This window comes from Bacteriovorax sp. As-1, from assembly GCF_058446905.1.
Genome location: NZ_CP184341.1, coordinates 1559592 through 1577333, shown reverse-complemented (window position 1 = coordinate 1577333; position 17742 = coordinate 1559592). Strand labels below are relative to the sequence as shown.

The following is a 17742-nucleotide window of genomic DNA, read 5'->3' as shown; positions in this document are numbered from 1 at the left end:
AGACAATGGCAAAAAAAATTGCATTAGGTAAAGGGATCGCATCACTTCTTCAGGACGCAGCTCCTGCACCAGTGGTGAACAACGCTTACAACGCACATTTTGGAAATGAAAATGCTCCTGCTGTGCCGGTGGAAAAAGAAATCGAAATCAGAGTAGAGAACACTCCACTTCTAGTAGATATCGGAGCAATTAAAACTAATCCGAATCAACCGAGAAAAATCTTCAAAGAAAAAGATCTTGAAGAGCTTGCAGAATCAATTAAAGAAAACGGAATCATTCAGCCGTTAATCGTTGCTGAATTAGAGAACGGTGAATATGAACTTGTGGCCGGAGAAAGAAGACTTCGCGCTTCGAAAAAAATTGGATTAGAGCAAGTTCCAGTTGTAGTGAAGAGAGCAACTGATCGTGAGAAGATGATCATGTCGATCATCGAAAACGTTCAGCGCTCTGACCTTAACTGCGTTGAAGAAGCCCTGGCGTACTATCAACTGATGAACGAGTACAAACTCACTCAGGAAGACGTAGCAAAAAAGTTGGGTAAAGAAAGATCGACTGTCGCAAACTTCCTTCGCGTATTAAATCTTCCAAGACCAGTTATTGATCTTCTTCAAAAAGAAGTTTTATCGTTTGGTCACGCTAAAATTCTAGCCTCTGTTAAAGAGCGCGAGGACGCCATTAGACTCGCCAACGAAGCTGTAGCTAAGTCATGGTCAGTCCGTGAATTAGAACAGGCCCTAAAGGCTAAAAAACCACTTAAAGAGAAAGAGTCTAGAAAGAATCCATTTTTCGATGAAAAACTTGATCAATTTAGAAAGACTCTTGAGCAAAAAACGGGATTCCATTACTCACTTTCTAGCGGAAAAAATGGATCGGGGACTATTTCGCTTAAATTCTCGAATGAGGCAGAATTTAACGATATTTATGAGTTCCTACTTTCAAAGTAGAATTAAAATACATGAACGAGTGAAGTGGTCCTATGGGACCACTTTTTATTTGAGCTAAGGAAAGCTTTATGGAAAGACGCCGCGGAGAAGTTTCAGCAATTATCGAAGAAGGTTGTAAATTTGAAGGAAACCTCTCTTTCAATGGAACGGCCAGGATTGCAGGGATCGTCAACGGATCGGTTTTTTCAAATGACACGGTTGTCATTTCTGAAGGCGCTGTGATCAATGCCGACATTAACGCAAACATAATTATTATAGCCGGCTCCGTAAAAGGGAACATCAAGGCCAGCTCACGCGTGGAAATTCTTAAGCCTGCGCGATTTGAAGGCATTATCACTACACCAAGTCTTATTGTGGAAGAGGGCGTTATTTTCCACGGTACAACCAAAATGCGCGACAAGAAAAACACCCAAACATAGAGTGTTGATAAAAGCGTATAACCTTTAAATTACCTTGACGAAAACCCGCTAAAACATTATCAATTAGTGGAAAAAATTATCAGTTCAATTCAATAAATATTTTATTGCTAAAAAGAAAACGGGGTTTTCATAACCATGAACACGATTGTCACTATCTTAAACTCACTTAAAATCGATGCTACTTTCCTTGTCCAATTTGCTTTATTTGTCGTTTTCTTCAACATCATTGCGCCTCTTCTGTTCAAGAAGCTTCAAGAAGTTTTAGATCTACGCGAGAGCAAGACAACAAAGCTAGATTCACACGCAAACCATATCTACAAACAAGCAGAAGACTTAGCTGAACAATACAAAGGTTCAGTAGAAAAAACTCACCAAGATTCACAAGCAATCGCTTCAAAGAAGAAAGCTGAAATCATCGCCAAAGAAAGAGAAGTTCTAAACGGAGCTGAAGAAAAAATGAGCGCTGACTATGAAGCAAAGAGATCAACTCTTTTAAAAGAGCTTGCTGAAAAGAGAACTGCTGTTATGGCAGAAGCTGAAAAACTATCTAACAATCTCGTTGAAAAATTAACTAAGTAAGGAATTAAATGAAAGTTAAAGCTATTTATTCATTTATGTTCATCATGATGAGCAGTGTGGCCATGGCCGCAAGCGAAGGCGCTCACCACGAACCATCTATTAAAGACCTAATGTACCCGGCTATTAACTTCATCGTTCTTGTTGGTTTCCTCGTTTGGAAATTAAAAGGGCCGATGAAAGATATGTTCGATAAAAAAGCAGCGGACATTCAAAGCTTAATGGCATCTGCAGCTCAAAAGAACAAAGACGCTGAAGAAAGACTAAAAACTCTTCAAGGCAAAATGGCTAACCTTCCAGGCGAGCTTTCTAAAATTCAAAAAGACTACGAAAGTGACGTTGCAAACTTCATCACAACTCAGTCTGCTGAAACTCAATCAGTAATCACTCGTGCAAAAAGAGATTATGAAAATAAAATCGAAGGCGAGAAAAACGAACTGGTTGAAAAACTTAACGAAGATTTACTTAACAGCGTAATTGCTAAAACTCAGCAAACAATCAACGGGTCTGGCGACATGAAAAAGAGCGCTACATCTAAGATTGTTTCAGCATTAAGATAGGTAGCTAGCCAATGAAAGAACAAATCATCGCAAAAGCTTATGCTCAATCAATTGTTGAACTTGGCGAAGAGCTAAAGTTAGACCTGGTTGGTGAACTTACAAAGCTTACAGAAGCAATTAACAAGAGTAACGATCTTGAAACACTTCTTTTCCTTGAAGTGTTTACAGCAGAAGAAAAACTAGCTGTATTAAACGAAGTCATGAAGAGACTTGGTCTATCTCAGATCACAGTAAACTTCATGCAATTCCTTGTTCAAGAACAAAGAATTGGATTAATGCCACTGATCTTCAAAGATGCAATCGTTATCGACGATCATAAAAAAGGATTCCTAAGAGGAACAATCGAAGGATCTGAAGAATCAATTCCAGCAGAAGTTAAAGAAAAGCTAAAAGCTTACCTTCAACAAAAACTTGGAAGAGAAGCAATCCTTGAATACAAAAAATCAGGAAACGTAACAGCGGGATACAGAGTAACTGTAGAAGATCTTCAGTTAGATGCATCTCTTGAAAATCAACTAGAACAATTTAAAGACAGTGTTTTAAATTCATAATAGCCCAATAAAAAGGACTAAGAGGTAAAAAATGGCAATGAATCCAGAAGAGATTACAAGTATTATCAAAGAAAGAATCTCAAACTTTCAAACTAGACTTCAAGTAGATGAAGTTGGAACTGTATTAACTGTTGGGGACGGGATCGCGAGAGCTTTCGGTCTTAAAAACGTAATGAACGGTGAGCTTGTTGAGTTCGAATCGGGCACAACAGGAATGGTTCTTAACTTAGAAACTAATAACGTTGGTATCGCCATTCTTGGGGAAGATACACAAATTAAAGAAGGTTCTTCTGTAAAAAGAACTGAAAAAATCGTTGCTGTTAAGGTTGGTGACGCTCTTTTAGGAAGAGTTGTAAACGCAATCGGAGAGCCAATCGATGGTATGGGTGAAATCAAGTCTACTGAAACTCGCGTAGTTGAAGTTAAGGCTCCAGGGATCATCGCTCGTAAATCAGTTCACGAGCCTCTACAAACAGGATTAAAAGCAATCGACTCTATGATTCCAATTGGACGTGGACAAAGAGAGCTTATCATTGGTGACCGTAAGACTGGTAAAACAGCAATCGCTATCGATACAATCATCAACCAAAAAGGTAAAAACGTAATTTGTGTTTACGTAGCAATTGGACAAAAACAATCTACAGTAAGACAAGTACAACAAAAGCTAAAAGATGCTGGTGCTCTTGAGTACACAATCATCGTTTCAGCTACTGCTTCTTCTTCTGCTCCAATGCAGTTCCTTGCACCATACACAGGGGCTACAATGGGTGAGTACTACAGAGACAGTGGCCGTCACGCTGTTATCGTTTATGACGATTTAACTAAGCAAGCACAAGCATACCGTCAAATGTCACTTCTTCTTCGTCGTCCACCAGGACGTGAAGCATTCCCAGGGGACGTTTTCTTCCTTCACTCAAGACTTCTTGAGCGTGGATGTAAACTTAACGATGAACTTGGAAACGGTTCTTTAACTGCACTTCCAATCATTGAAACTCAAGAAGGTGACGTTTCTGCATACATTCCAACAAACGTAATTTCGATTACTGATGGCCAGATCTTCCTAGAGTCGGATCTTTTCAACTCTGGTATCCGTCCAGCTGTAAACGTTGGTCTTTCTGTTTCACGCGTAGGTGGATCTGCTCAAATTAAAGCTATGAAAAAAGTAGCTGGTACACTTCGTCTGGATCTAGCTCAGTACCGTGAACTTGCGGCTTTCGCAGCTTTCGGATCTGACCTTGATGAAGCGACTAAGAGACAGCTAAACAGAGGTGAGAGACTAGTTGAACTTCTAAAACAAGATCAATATTCTCCAGCTGACGTTATCGACCAAGCAGTTGCGATTCTAGTAGCTACAAAAGGTCTATTCGACGTTGTTCCAACTCCAAAAGTTAGAGTTGCAGAAAAAGACGTTCTTGAATTCCTACACTCAAGACACGGTGACGTTATGAAAGACATTTCAGCTGCAAAAGAAATTAAAGCTGATAACGAAACTAAAATTTTAGAAGCTGTTAAAGGTTTCTTAGCGACTAAAAAATACTAAGAAATATTAAGAGTAACTAATTAGGAATTAATAACAATGGCGAATATTAAAGAGCTTAAAAAGAAGATTAAGGGTACCAAAAGTACTTCTAAAATCACGCAAGCGATGAAGCTCGTTTCGGCCGCAAAACTAGCGAAAGCTCAAAACAACATTTTGAACTCTCGTCCATATGCTCGTGAACTAGAAGATACAATTAAAACGGTATCTGCTCTTGTTCAAAGCTATGACAATGAGTTTTTAAATGAAAAGAAAGACAACAATAAGGCCATCCTTCTTGTTATCTCTTCTGATAAAGGTCTTTGCGGTTCGTACAACTCACAACTTGCTAAGAAAGTAAGAAGATTTCTTGATGAAACAAATCAAGATGTAAAAATTTACTTCATTGGGAAAAAGGTTAGAGATCTTCTGGCTTCGACATACAACAAAGGGAAGACTTACACATTTAATAAGTCTGAACCTACTTTCATTGAAATGGAACAAGTTGGTGTTGAGCTTTCAGAGATGTTTAAATCTGCAGAAGTGGGCCACGTTTACGTAGCTTACAACGTTTTCCAATCAGCTATCGCATTTGATCCAACGGTAAAACAACTTTTACCAATGACTTTAGATGTGGCAGAGAAGGAAGTTCTACGCGAGAAGTTTCCATTCGATTTCAAGTACGATCCAAATCCTACAGAAATCCTGGACACTCTAATTCCTCAAACGTATATCAGCACGCTATACACTGCGCTTTTAGATGCAGTAGCAGCTGAACACGGATCGAGAATGAGCGCGATGGACTCAGCTTCTTCGAACTGTAAAAAAGCAATTAGAACGTTATCAATTAAGATGAATAAACTGAGACAAGCAGCGATTACGACAGAGTTATCTGAAGTAGTGTCTGGTGCTGAGTCTCTGAAAGGTTAAGGGGTCACCAATGTCTGAAAATTACGGTGTTGTAAAGCAAGTAATGGGACCGGTACTAGACGTTGAATTTTCTAACGGGAAAATTCCAGCGATCTACAACGCTCTCAAGTTAACAAACAAGACGATCTCGAATCAAGAATGGAACCTGACTGTTGAAGTATCTCAACACTTAGGAGACAACATGGTTCGTTGTATCGCGATGGACTCTACTGAAGGTCTATCGAGAGGACTAAAAGTTCTTGATACTGGTAAAGCTATCCAAGCTCCAGTTGGTAGAGAGTGTTTAGGAAGAATTATTAACGTTATCGGTGAGCCAGTTGATGAAGCAGGTCCAATTAACGCTAAAAAAACTTACGACATTCACAGACCAGCTCCTGGATTCGATAAGCAATCAACAAAACTAGAGCAGTTCTATACTGGGATTAAAGTAATCGACCTTCTAGCTCCATACGTTCGCGGTGGAAAGATTGGTCTATTCGGTGGTGCCGGTGTAGGTAAGACGGTTCTAATTCAAGAGTTAATTAACAACATCGCTACTCAACACGGTGGATACTCAGTATTCGCAGGTGTTGGTGAGCGTACTCGTGAAGGGAACGACCTTTTCCACGAAATGACAGAGTCTGGTGTAATTGCAAAAACTGCACTGGTATTCGGTCAAATGAATGAGCCACCTGGAGCTCGTGCACGTGTTGCTCTAACTGGTCTTTCAATGGCGGAATATTTCCGTGATGAAGAAAACCAAGACGTACTTTTCTTCGTTGATAACATCTTCCGCTTTACTCAAGCAGGGTCTGAAGTATCAGCGCTACTAGGACGTATTCCATCTGCCGTAGGATATCAGCCTACCTTAGGTACCGAAATGGGGGCTATGCAAGAGAGGATTACTTCAACTGTTAACGGTTCGATTACATCTATCCAAGCTGTATACGTACCTGCGGATGACTATACCGATCCAGCTCCAGCAACTACGTTTGCCCACTTAGATGCAACAACAGAACTTTCAAGACAGATTGCTGAGCTAGGAATTTACCCAGCGGTAGATCCACTTTCATCTTCGTCTTCAATTCTTACTCCAGCTATCGTTGGGGAAGAACACTATAACACTGCTCGCGGAGTTCAGAAGATTCTTCAAAAGTATAAAGAACTTCAAGACATCATCGCGATCCTTGGTATGGATGAACTTTCTGAAGAAGATAAGCTAATCGTTGGACGTGCTAGAAAGGTTCAAAAATTCCTTTCTCAGCCATTCTTCGTAGCTGAGCAGTTTACTGGTCTAAAAGGAAAATTCGTAGAGATCAGCGATACAATTAAGGCGTTCAAAGCGATCCTTAACGGTGAAGTTGATGATCTACCAGAGCAAGCTTTCTACTTAGTAGGTGGACTAGATATGGTTTACGAAAAAGCTGCTCAAATTAAGGCCGGAAAATAATTTTTAGTAGGATAGAACATGAAATACTACACAGTTGATATTCTTACGCCTTCTAAAATTATTGCGAAGAGCATTCCCGCTGAATCGTTGCTAATCCCAACGGTTCGCGGGCAGATCAACGTCCTTGAAAATCACACTCACATCGTGACGAAACTTTCGACTGGTGTGCTTACTGTTTTCGGTGGACCTGATTATGCGGACAGAAACTTTTTAGTTTCTAACGGTGTTTGTAAAATTTTAGAAAACAAGATTACCGTTCTTGCAAATACTGCAGAAGAAAGCACGGACGTTAATGTTGAGAGAGCGAAACTTTCTCTTCAAAACGCGGAAGAGAAACTTAAAAACACGGAAGGTCTATCTCCAGAAGAGGTTGACGAGTACGTACAGAAAGCTGAGAGAGCGAGACTTCGTATCCAGCTTGCTGAATTTACCAGACCACGCTAATCCATTATTTGAGTACTCATGAGCTTTAGGGCCCCTGAGTACTCAATATTTTACTGAAATCACTAGGCAAAACCCGCACTTTTCTTGCAACTCACCTGAATCAATCTAAAATTTAACAAATAACTATGACGAAAAAATCTGTTTTTGTTAAATCGTGCACGGCTCTTCTTGCGACTACTTTTGTAGTCGGTGCCTACACGTATTCTCAAGAGCGATTAGAGCCTAAAAAAGTCGATTTTACGGCCTTTAAAAATGCCGCCAATAACATCAGCTATCTTTCAGAAAAAAATGAATTAAAGGCCGCTGTACCAGTTGCAGACGTGACTGGCGATATCGTTAAAACAATCGAAAAAGAAGTGAAGGGAAAAATCCTTCGTTCTCGCTACGCCCTTAAAGCAGAAAAAGTTAAGTATCAAATGATCGCGAAAAACTGGAATGATATCAAACCAGAATTTGCAGCGGTTGATATGAAGCTAGATGAAGTTCTTTTAAAGAGCATTACAGCGACAGATTCTGTAGGTGATTTTGAAATCAATAATAAAGAGCTGATTAAGCTTTATGGTTTTTCAGCAGAATCTTTAAGATATGAAACTTTTGCAGGCGCAGAGCTGGCAAGTTATGAAACTTCAGAAATCGTAAACGATGAAGTGAAAACGGCCCAGGCTTCAACAGCGACAAAAGTTTTAGATGAAGTTATTAAAGACGAAGTTAGCGATGTTGTGAGTACTCAAAACGCTGAGCCAGTGATGGCCGAAGCAGAAACACCGGCCGCAGGGAATGATGAGATAGTGATGTTTGACTACTCAGATAAAGAAGAAGCAAAAGAAGTTGCTAAAGTTCCAGAGTATAAAGAAGGATTTAAAAAGACTTTCGATGCTCCGATTTCTAACTCAGTTAAAGAAGCAATTGAAAGAGCGGTTCATAAAGGTCCAGCAGTTGCTTACAATGTGACTACTCAAAAGAAAAAATCTTTCGAAACTACGAAAAACACAGACGAACTTGAAAGAGCAATGAATGACGAAGACAACCTGGTCTTTGATTACTCAAAACAAGCACAAGCTGCACTTACAAAACCAATGACAACTAATGATGAAGGTTCACAAGCTTCAGCATTTATGGCTAGCAACAACGACATGGGGACGATGGCAGAGTTCGTCATTAAGGCCCGCGAGATCAATCTGAATACTCAAAAAGCACGCCAGGCCTTTGGATATGAATTTGTTCCTGATTATGATAGAAGTGAAAGAGCTGATGACCAGGCCTCTGGGGAAATCAAACTTGGATACTCACTATCAGGGGATGTGAATACTCAAACAGGTGTGGTTCAGTCTCACGGACTTATCCCTACAAGAGTTGAATTAAATCTTCTTAACAAAGGTATGAATGTTCCGCTTATGAATGAGGCGGGTATTCAAGCTTTCCTACAAAAGAAAAAAGCAGACGTCGTTGGAAACCTTCTGATGGTAGCGGTTGACCCAAGCATTTCTGATGTAGAGATCGACTCTGACTATCAATACAAATTATTCTTCTCACAAAATTTCAAGATGCTTGAGTCTAAAGAGCAAGCTTCTTATGTTCTTTTCCTGGGTGTAAAAACAGGAAATATCCTTCTTAGATACTTATTAGATAATAAAGAGACAGCTCAAAAAATTGTTTATGTTGGCGATGGCGAAATGTACTTTGAAGACGCAGATTTCATCAATACAAAAAGAGAGCTTTATACTTTTACAACAAGAAGCCTTCTGGGAAGAAAAGTAAAAGAACTAAATATCAACGGATCAGATGTTTCTTTCTACGGCACGAAAACAACGGCTAAGAAAAAGACATTAAACTCTTATGAAATCAAAGTTCCAGAGCTTGTGAGTAACTCGAGAAAATATTTAGAGTTTAAACACCTTGGAAACAGCCTTTTTGTTGGAACTGACAGCGCTACAGAAATCGAAATTCCTGGTAAAGACTTTATCGGCAAGGTACTAGATGCTAACGATTTAAGTGAGCTTGGTGAGCGTTGTATGGTTCAAGTAAACCTTACAAAAGACCTTCGTGATATCAAAGCTAATGGTAAAAACAAGAGCGGCGAAATGTTTGTTGAAACAAGCTTCTTAGACCGCGATGGAAACTTCTCAAGAGATAACTCTGAATTATCTGAAAAAGTGTTTATTTCAGGTGATATGGAAGGGATCTTCAACGTACGTCTGGATTATACAGATGGATCTAGCGACTTCTTAAAGACTTTCTGTTCTGAAGGTTCGTATCTAATTGAGCAAATTTAATTTCTAATCTAAATTTTTAAAAACTTCGAGCGTCTTTTTATAGCCCGCAGTCATGATGTATTTTGCCTTTTGTGGATCGAGCGAAAATGAGTTGGTGAAGAAAAGCTTGTAGTGAGAGTGATCCGGATAAATGTCGATAAACTTAACATTGGGATTATAGTTAAGTTTTCTCTCTAAAATCGAAGTGATCTTCACTTTATCTTTTACGCTGAAATTTTGCGAAGACATGTAGTCATTAACAGTGTCGATAATATCTTTTGCTAAAACCTTCTGTCCGCGGGAAGAAACAATTTTCTTTTGGATCATTAGGTAAATAGCCTGCATACAGATGGCTGGAAGACCAAAATTAATTAAAGACCCGATTTCATCGTGATAGTGGTATGGAGTGTGGGTCCATGAACTAATAATGTAATCGCACTTATTATCAACGGCCACGTGGTTAGAGAGAGTCTCTCTAATTTCACCGTCGATATAATAATCGACTTGAGCTGTGCGCGGGTTTTTTATCGGAAAAGGAGCATAAAAAGGCGGAACACTCATGCTGGCAGAAACCGCCTGAGTGATATCTACACCGGTGTAATATTCAGCTGTCGAATCATGGATTGGACTTGGGTAATTGTATTTGCTAAAAATAACTTTTCGCGAATGATCTAACTGAGTGGCAACGACAAACATGTCGGCGACGTATTCTTCGAAATTTTGCGAAAGAATAACATGCTTTTGCATATACTGATTCAGACCTTCAGTTGAAAAAAGTCCTGAAATAGAAAGCAGTGGTTTTGACATTTGTTTTAAAAAGGCCGGGAATCCTTCAAGGGGATTATAGAAATCAAAGTTGAATGGATTGCGCGAAGGCATTTTTCTCGAAAGCATATCAGCATATGTAACCGGCTTTAACGATGTCTGGGCATTCTTGCGGTTAATGGTAGCGTCGATAACATCAATTGGCCTAAACCCAGAGGCAAAGTACAGGTTAATTAATGAGCCAGCGCTTGAGCCAACATAAGTTGAAATCTCATAATCTGCATCAAGTGGAGACTTATTGTGTTTGAGCACAAAACCAAGCTCTTCAAGGGCGAGGGCCACGCCCAGATGCCATGAAGCGGCCTTAACAACGCCACCGGAAAGAACCAGGGCGGTCTTTTTATTTTTGAATTGGCTGAGATTTACATCGTGGTACATGAGATAAGGATAACACTTCTTACATTTGTTTTGAGATTTTTTTCAAAGTAGTGGAGTGCCTTCATCGGGTTTAAAAATATTCTAACTGATCTGAATTTAAGATAGAATATGAGTACTCACCAATGGAATGGAGATGTCTAATGAATCAAGAAGGAATCTGGTTATCGATACTCGATTACGCCAACGTAAAAAAAGTTTCAATTTCAACAATCAGACGCTCAATCAAATCAGGGCACATTAAGTATAAAGAAGAAAACGGAAAGTACTTTATCTGGACTAGAGAGATCACCGTCCAGAAAGAAGAGTTGGCCTTAAAACTTGAAGTGGAGTTCCTTAAAAAGAGAAACCGCGAGCTGGAAGAGGAAATCAATGATCTTAAGATGCTTCTTTCGGTTTATGAACATAATGCCCAGGCAGAAACACTGCCGCCACTTCCAGAGATTGAACTATGAAAAAATTTTTCTTATTAGGGGTCCTGCTCCTTTCAACAAAGATTATGGCCTCGGAGTCGATGAGAAACTGTATGCTTCTTCCGGTAACGGATGGTGCAGACAATAAAATTGGCTTTAAGGTGTTTGAGGATGTTGAAAACTACATTAAAGACGGTTCGTGGTGTACGTATAAATCGAACTCAGAGCTTATCAACATTCTTGGGCAATACTCTAAAAATCTTGAAAGCCATTTAAACAATAAAGATGTTTTAAAAGTCATTGCTGATAAAACAAAAGCGGGAACACTTATTCGCATCGTTTTGGCAGTGGGAGCAAACACGGCTGATGTTAAGGTTGAAGTTATCGGCGAAAACGGTGAAGACCGTTATTTCAAAGAGCAAACTCAGCTTAAGACAACAGATTCAACAGTGATTTCTCAGACAGTAAAAAACTGGCTGGATATGTATGAGAAGACGATTCCTTACAGTGGACGAGTCAAAGGTGTTCTTGGTGATCAATTTACAATCGATATTGGAAGAAAATCGCAGATCTTTAACGGAAGCGAAATCGTAATTGAGAGACCTACTGCAAAGAGACAGCACCCATTGTTAAAAGAAATCATTGATTACCAGACTGAAAAAATTGCAGATGCAAAAGTTTTTGATGTTGGTGAAACTCAAGCGCAAGCAAGAGTGACAGCTTATGAAGGAAATAAAAAACTTCGCATTGAGGACTGGGTAAGGGTTCGCTCAGTTGAATCAAGAAAAGTGATTGAGCAAGTAAAGTTTGGTGAAAAAGAAGATAATGAATTTGGAAAGCTAGGTTCAATTGGAATCTATTTAACAGCGGGGAGTGGCTCGATGACAAAGTCGGGTGCTTCAGAGAGTTCAATGGATGGAATGAGATTCGGAGGACACCTTGACCTGGAGCTTTGGGCGACTAGAAATTGGTGGGGTGGAATTGAATTTGGAAAAAAATTTGGCAGTTATAAAAGGGACCAGGGAACTTTCACTCAAGATAGCAATTCCTCAGACAATACTGCAACACGTGTTAAGTTTGGATACAAATATTTACCAATGGGATTTTTTTACGGACCGCAAGTTGATCTTTATGGTGGATATGGAAGTTATATTTACGGCATGAATACCTCACTGGCCGATGGCTTCACGGAGTTTACTTTCTCTGGATTGTTGTTGGGAGCACGCGGTAGTATTCCGGTCTATCAGGCAATGAGAATGTACCTTTTGATTGATTTCCTTTTAACATCTTCTTACAAAGAGAAAGCGAAAATTTATGGAACAGACGACTCGAGCTCAAACTACCGTTTAGAGATCGGTGGACAGTATGCTTATGAAACAAATATTTCACTTGTTGGGGCCGTTGAAGTTCTTTCAAATAAAGCGACTTTCACAAAGGGAAATACAAAAGAACTGCAATTCAAAGATACTTCTGCTAAAGTAGGAGCGATTTTTACTTTTTAACCTCGGAGGGGTTAAGTGAGTCGCATCCAAAAACTTGAATCCGAAATTATTAAACATAAGGCGCTCTATTACCAAGGGCGCCCTGAAATATCTGATCACGATTACGATAAACTCGAAGACGAATTAAAAAAGCTCGATCCAAAAAACCCAGTTCTTAACATTGTCGGTACAACGACATCGGCCAGCGATAAAATTAAGCATGATAAAAAAATGCTTTCCCTTGAAAAAACCTACGTCATTGAAGACTTGGTGACATGGATGGGGAAAGAAGAAATTCTGAGCACGATGAAGCTCGATGGAATAAGTTGTTCTCTTATTTATCAAGACGGCGATCTTCACCTGGCCAAAACCAGAGGAGATGGAACTTATGGCGAGAACATTACTAAAAAAGTTATGTGGATAAGTAACGTTCCGAAGTTTATCAACAATAAGAACAAGATTGAAATTAGGGGTGAGCTTTTCTGTGATGAAGAAAGCTTCTTTAAGCTTTCAAAAGAAATGACAGATATTGGATTAGAAAAGCCAACTAGCCAGAGAAATATTGTCGCAGGTTTGATGGGGCGAAAAGATAACTTAGAGCTTTGCCGTTATATCAAATTCATGGCCTTTGATTACATTAGCGATGAGCATATCAAAAAAGAAGAAAAAAAGTTTGAGCACTTAAAAGAGCACGGCTTTTTGATCCCTGATATTGAAATCCATACAACAAAACAATCTCTTCAGGATGTGATTGACCGCGCCCGCGATTTTATGTCAGAAGGGGAGTATCAAATCGATGGATTGGTTTTCACTTATAACAAACTGTCACTGCATGAGGAATTAGGGGAGACATCTCACCACCCTCGTTACAAGATGGCCTTTAAGTTTCAAGGTGAATCAAAGACAACAACGCTTAAAGAAATTGTCTGGTACGTTTCTAGAAATGGAATTTTAACTCCTGTTGGAGAAGTTGAGCCGGTGGAACTTTCTGGTGCGATGATCTCGAATGTGACCCTGCATAACTACGGAATGGTTGCGGCCAATAACTTAAAGTCTGGAGATGAGATTGAGATCATCCGTTCTGGAGAAGTTATTCCAAAATTTCTTTCAGTTGTGAAATCATCAAAAGAGAAATTTATAGTTCCAGACCATTGCCCAAGCTGTGACTCAAAAGTTGAAATCGTAGATATCAGGATTTACTGCCGCAATGATAATTGCCCAGGGAAAAACAAAGAGATCATTTTAAACTTCATCCAGAAGATTGGCATTGAAAACTTAAGTGGAAAAAGACTAGAGGAATTAATCAATGCAAAGCTTGTAAAAACGATCCCTGATCTTTACCGCCTGGAAGCTTCTGACTTAATGAAACTTGATAAGGTTAAAGATAAATTAAGTAACAAGCTTATTGATTCGATTGAAAAAACGAAAACCGTAGACCTGATTACTTTTTTATCGGCGCTAGGAATTAGTGGCGGAGCTTATAATAAGTGTGAGAAAGTCGTGCGCGGTGGATTTGATAGCATAAAGAAGATTAAAAACTTAAGTCTTGAGCAACTAATGAAAGTAGAATCTTTCGCTGAAAAATCAGCTACTGAATTCTTAACTTCTCTTCGTGAAAAGTTTGACCTCATTGATGAGCTTGTAGGTCTGGGGTTTGAGTTCACCGTTGAAGAGACCCGCGAAACAGCGATCACGGGAATGAAGATTTGTATCACTGGCGCCCTTTCAGAAAAGAGACCTGTGGTAGAGGATAAGATCCGCGAAGGCGGAGGAGTTGTGGTGTCTTCGGTTTCGAAGAACACTGACATTCTGGTGACAAATGAAACGGACCCAAGTTCAAGTAAGTATAAAAAAGCGCTGGAACTTAAGATCAAGATCATTACAGAAGCAGAACTTTTAAATATGTTACAGTAGGATTGTCATGGCCAAAAAGACCTCAACGTTTATTTGTCAGAGTTGTTCATACCAAACAGCAAAGTGGATGGGAAAATGTCCGGAGTGCGGATCGTGGAACTCATTTACCGAAGAGACAACTATTGCAGCTAAAGATTTAAACCGCGCTCATAAAAGAACGGCTTTAGGTGGGGAAGCTCCAAAGCTGATTAATGAAATCGTTTTAGAAAAGCAATTTAGAGTTGTGACGGGAATGGGGGAGTTTGACCGCGTTGTGGGTGGCGGTGTTGTCCCGGGATCTTTAATTCTCATTGGTGGAGAGCCAGGAATTGGGAAGTCGACACTTTTGACGGCCATCATGGGAAGGCTTTCTCAATCGCACGCCGGACAAACAGTTCTCTATGTAAGTGGAGAGGAGTCGGTTAACCAGGTTGCAGAAAGATCTAAGAGAGTTGGTGTTAATGCCGACAACTTCTATATTTATAACGAAACAAACTGGCAGAAGATTTTAGAGCAGATCAATAAACTTCAGCCGCGCTTTTTAGTTATCGACTCAATTCAGACAACATCATCGTCTGAAATTGATTCAGCACCTGGAACGGTGTCTCAGATTCGCGAAGTGACTTATGAACTTATGAATCACGTGAAGGCCAATGGAATTACATGTTTTGTTATTGGTCACATTACAAAAGAAGGATCGATCGCTGGGCCAAAAATTCTCGAGCACATGGTAGATACAGTTATTTATTTTGAAGGGGACCAGTTTGGTCATTATAGAATCCTTCGTGCAATGAAAAATCGTTTCGGAAATACCAATGAAGTTGGGATTTTTGAAATGAAAGAAAGTGGGCTGGATGAAGTTAAAAATCCTTCTCAATATTTTCTTGATGACCAGTTAAAAGAATCTTTTGGGCGCTCCTTAACTTGTATCATTGAAGGATCGCGCTCTCTCTTTGTAGAGGTGCAAGCGCTAGTTGTTGACAATAAGTTTGGTAACGGACGCAGGACAACTCACGGGATTGATAACAACCGCCTTTCAATGATGGTGGCTGTTATTGAAAAATATTTCGGATTACCTCTGGGGTTTAACGATATTTATTTAAACGTTGTAGGAGGAATGAAGCTTACAACAAGAGAGTCGGATCTTTCGATCATTGCTTCTCTTTTAAGTTCATACCGTTCAAAACCAATTGACTCGAGCACGATTTTTGTTGGAGAAGTTGGTCTAACTGGGGAAGTCCGCTCAATTCCTCAAATGGAAATGAGAATTAAAGAAATGGCCCAGCTCAATTACAAACGAGTGGTCACTTCAGAAAAAACGGCCAGAGAATTAAAAGGTAAATATGATATCGAGATCATTGGTCTTCGCCAGGCTAGAGATTTAGATCAGTTTATCGGGAAATAATATATGAAAGATCGAAATCTCTTAATTGCGACCATGATTCTTCTCTTGATTGGAATTGTAGCGGTGATTGCGAGAGATTTTGCATCTATTCATTATTGTGTGGAATCAAAAGGTGTCTGGGACCCGAAAAAGAAAGTGTGCGAAATGGCAGCACCTCCTGCGGCCCAAAAACCGCAGGAAGCAAAACCAGTTAAGTAAACATTTTGCTGATCGTTTTGCTCCAAAGTTCTCTTTTGTCTTTGATGTAACCTTCAAGATTTGAATCAATCGGAAACTCACGGTCTTTTTTCCAAGTCGTAGAGAGTTTTTCAAAATCTGTTAAACCTGCTCCAATCGCCGCGGCCATCGCAGCACCAAAAGCAGTTGTCTCGATAACTTTAGGTCTAACAATCGTCGTTTCTGAAATCGTCGCCTGAAGTTCCATTAAAAGTGCATTAGCGGCGGCTCCACCATCGACCTTAAGAGTTTTAATACTAAGGCCAGTGTCTTTTTTCATTGCCATTAAAAGGTCATTAATCGCCATGGCTACACCTTCAAGGCAAGCAAAGGCAATGTGAGCACGTCCTGAATCACGAGTGAGTCCGGTGATCGCACCTTTTGCCTCAGCATTCCAGTAAGGAGAACCGATTCCGGCAAAAAATGGAAAGAACTGAATATGCTTTAGCTCTTCAAAGTTGTGGACTTCGCGTGCAAGGGGTTCAACTTCAGAACTTTTTTTGATGATCTTTAAATTATCGCGCAGCCATTGAACTACTGCACCGGCAATGTAACTAGAGCCTTCAAGAGCGTAGACGGCCTTACCTTTATGACGATACTCAACTGTCGTCAGTAGTCCTGACTTTGAGTAAATCAGTTCATCACCAGTATTTAAAAGAACAAAGGCGCCAGTTCCATAAGTGCATTTCATTTCGCCTTTATGAAAACCAGCTTGCCCAAAAAGAGCGGATTGTTGATCCCCTAAAATTCCAGTCACGGGAATGCCATCTGGTAAAAACGAAAGACCTTTTGTAACACCGAAATTCCCAAATGAGTCTTCAATAGAAGGAAGTGATTCTCTTTCTACCCCGAAGACATCGAGAAGCTCAGCGTCCCAATCACAGGTTTTTAAATTCATCAGCATCGTGCGTGAGGCGTTTGAAGCATCAGTTTTATGAGAAACATGTCCGGTTAATTTAAAAAGAAGAAAGGTGTCAATCGTTCCAAAAAGAAGAGTGCCCTCTTTAGCAGCACTAGCAACAGTAGAATTGTTTTTTAGAAGCCAATTCATCTTTGTTGCAGAAAAATATGGATCGATAGGAAGACCCGTTTTTTCTTTAATCTTCTCTGAAAGATTTTTTCCTTTTAGCTCCTGACAAAAATCACTGGTGCGTCTGTCTTGCCAGACAATGGCGTTGGCAAGCGGAGTTCCTTTTTTGTCGAAGGCGCATGTTGTTTCACGCTGGTTCGTAATACCGATGGCCTTAATCTGATGGGCCTGAACATTATTGTTTTTTAAAACTTCTTTAGCGGTTGATTCAACAGTCGCCCAGATGTCATTGAGGTTGTGTTCAACCCAAGATGGCTTGGGATAAATTTGAGGGTATTCTTTACTTGCTTGGCCGATAAGCGTAAACGTTTCGGCATCAATTAGACAAGATCTCGTTCCTGTTGTTCCCTGGTCAATCGACAAGATGTAATTCATAGGCCCTCACTGAACTTATTTTAAAAGAATGTTACTTACGGAATTGTA

Annotated in this window: 17 protein-coding genes; 15 read left to right on the top strand and 2 right to left on the bottom strand. The window is 39.8% G+C overall.

The window, feature by feature from the left end:
• The first annotated feature begins 5 nt into the window (after positions 1 to 5).
• The 10 genes from ACN20O_RS08070 to ACN20O_RS08025 all read left to right on the top strand — a co-directional run bounded on the left by ACN20O_RS08070 (position 6) and on the right by ACN20O_RS08025 (position 9642).
• Positions 6 to 944 carry a ParB/RepB/Spo0J family partition protein gene (locus ACN20O_RS08070; protein WP_491638861.1) on the top strand — a complete coding sequence of 313 codons (939 nt, stop codon included), beginning with the start codon at positions 6 to 8 and terminating at the stop codon, positions 942 to 944.
• Positions 945 to 1012: 68 nt separating this feature from the next.
• Positions 1013 to 1363, top strand: a complete 351-nt coding sequence (locus ACN20O_RS08065; protein WP_102245420.1) for a bactofilin family protein — start codon at positions 1013 to 1015, stop codon at positions 1361 to 1363.
• 135 nt (positions 1364 to 1498) lie between these two features.
• The gene (locus ACN20O_RS08060; RefSeq protein ID WP_491638859.1) at positions 1499 to 1942 is read left to right on the top strand and encodes a F0F1 ATP synthase subunit B family protein; all 444 of its coding nucleotides are present in this window, start codon (positions 1499 to 1501) and stop codon (positions 1940 to 1942) included.
• Between the two features lie 8 nt (positions 1943 to 1950).
• Positions 1951 to 2499: a F0F1 ATP synthase subunit B gene (locus ACN20O_RS08055; RefSeq protein ID WP_491638857.1), complete on the top strand. Its 549-nt coding sequence runs from the start codon at positions 1951 to 1953 to the stop codon at positions 2497 to 2499.
• An 11-nt stretch (positions 2500 to 2510) separates the two neighbouring features.
• A complete protein-coding gene (locus tag ACN20O_RS08050; RefSeq protein WP_491638855.1) occupies positions 2511 to 3050 on the top strand; it encodes a F0F1 ATP synthase subunit delta in 540 nt (179 codons plus the stop codon).
• 31 nt (positions 3051 to 3081) lie between these two features.
• Positions 3082 to 4590 (top strand): F0F1 ATP synthase subunit alpha, encoded by a 1509-nt coding sequence (atpA, locus tag ACN20O_RS08045; protein WP_491638853.1) that lies wholly within the window; start codon positions 3082 to 3084, stop codon positions 4588 to 4590.
• A gap of 36 nt (positions 4591 to 4626) precedes the next feature.
• Entirely contained in the window at positions 4627 to 5496 is an 870-nt protein-coding gene (gene atpG / locus ACN20O_RS08040) for an ATP synthase F1 subunit gamma (RefSeq protein ID WP_491638851.1), read from the top strand.
• A 10-nt stretch (positions 5497 to 5506) separates the two neighbouring features.
• Positions 5507 to 6925, top strand: a complete 1419-nt coding sequence (atpD, locus tag ACN20O_RS08035) for a F0F1 ATP synthase subunit beta (protein WP_491638850.1) — start codon at positions 5507 to 5509, stop codon at positions 6923 to 6925.
• A gap of 18 nt (positions 6926 to 6943) precedes the next feature.
• Positions 6944 to 7369, top strand: a complete 426-nt coding sequence (atpC, locus tag ACN20O_RS08030) for an ATP synthase F1 subunit epsilon (RefSeq protein ID WP_491638848.1) — start codon at positions 6944 to 6946, stop codon at positions 7367 to 7369.
• 125 nt (positions 7370 to 7494) lie between these two features.
• On the top strand, positions 7495 to 9642 hold the full coding sequence (locus ACN20O_RS08025; RefSeq protein WP_491638846.1) for a hypothetical protein: 2148 nt from the start codon (positions 7495 to 7497) through the stop codon (positions 9640 to 9642).
• Positions 9643 to 9645: 3 nt separating this feature from the next.
• Here ACN20O_RS08025 and ACN20O_RS08020 read toward each other — a convergent pair whose 3' ends face one another.
• Positions 9646 to 10824: a patatin-like phospholipase family protein gene (locus ACN20O_RS08020; protein WP_491638844.1), complete on the bottom strand. Its 1179-nt coding sequence runs from the start codon at positions 10822 to 10824 to the stop codon at positions 9646 to 9648.
• Between the two features lie 140 nt (positions 10825 to 10964).
• Between ACN20O_RS08020 and ACN20O_RS08015 the strand changes: the two genes are divergently transcribed.
• From ACN20O_RS08015 to ACN20O_RS07995, 5 genes are read left to right on the top strand one after another with little or no spacing between them, the layout of a single operon-like run.
• Positions 10965 to 11276, top strand: a complete 312-nt coding sequence (locus tag ACN20O_RS08015) for a coiled-coil domain-containing protein (protein ID WP_102245410.1) — start codon at positions 10965 to 10967, stop codon at positions 11274 to 11276.
• The gene (locus ACN20O_RS08010; protein WP_491638842.1) at positions 11273 to 12736 is read left to right on the top strand and encodes a hypothetical protein; all 1464 of its coding nucleotides are present in this window, start codon (positions 11273 to 11275) and stop codon (positions 12734 to 12736) included. The genes ACN20O_RS08015 and ACN20O_RS08010 overlap by 4 nt, the downstream gene beginning before the upstream one ends.
• A 15-nt stretch (positions 12737 to 12751) precedes the next feature.
• A complete protein-coding gene (gene ligA / locus ACN20O_RS08005) occupies positions 12752 to 14629 on the top strand; it encodes an NAD-dependent DNA ligase LigA (RefSeq protein WP_491638840.1) in 1878 nt (625 codons plus the stop codon).
• Positions 14630 to 14636: 7 nt separating this feature from the next.
• Positions 14637 to 16013, top strand: a complete 1377-nt coding sequence (gene radA / locus ACN20O_RS08000) for a DNA repair protein RadA (protein WP_491638838.1) — start codon at positions 14637 to 14639, stop codon at positions 16011 to 16013.
• 3 nt (positions 16014 to 16016) lie between these two features.
• Positions 16017 to 16211 (top strand): hypothetical protein, encoded by a 195-nt coding sequence (locus tag ACN20O_RS07995; RefSeq protein WP_491638836.1) that lies wholly within the window; start codon positions 16017 to 16019, stop codon positions 16209 to 16211.
• Here ACN20O_RS07995 and glpK read toward each other — a convergent pair.
• A complete protein-coding gene (gene glpK / locus ACN20O_RS07990) occupies positions 16204 to 17694 on the bottom strand; it encodes a glycerol kinase GlpK (RefSeq protein ID WP_491638834.1) in 1491 nt (496 codons plus the stop codon). The genes ACN20O_RS07995 and glpK overlap by 8 nt on opposite strands.
• Positions 17695 to 17742 lie beyond the last annotated feature (48 nt).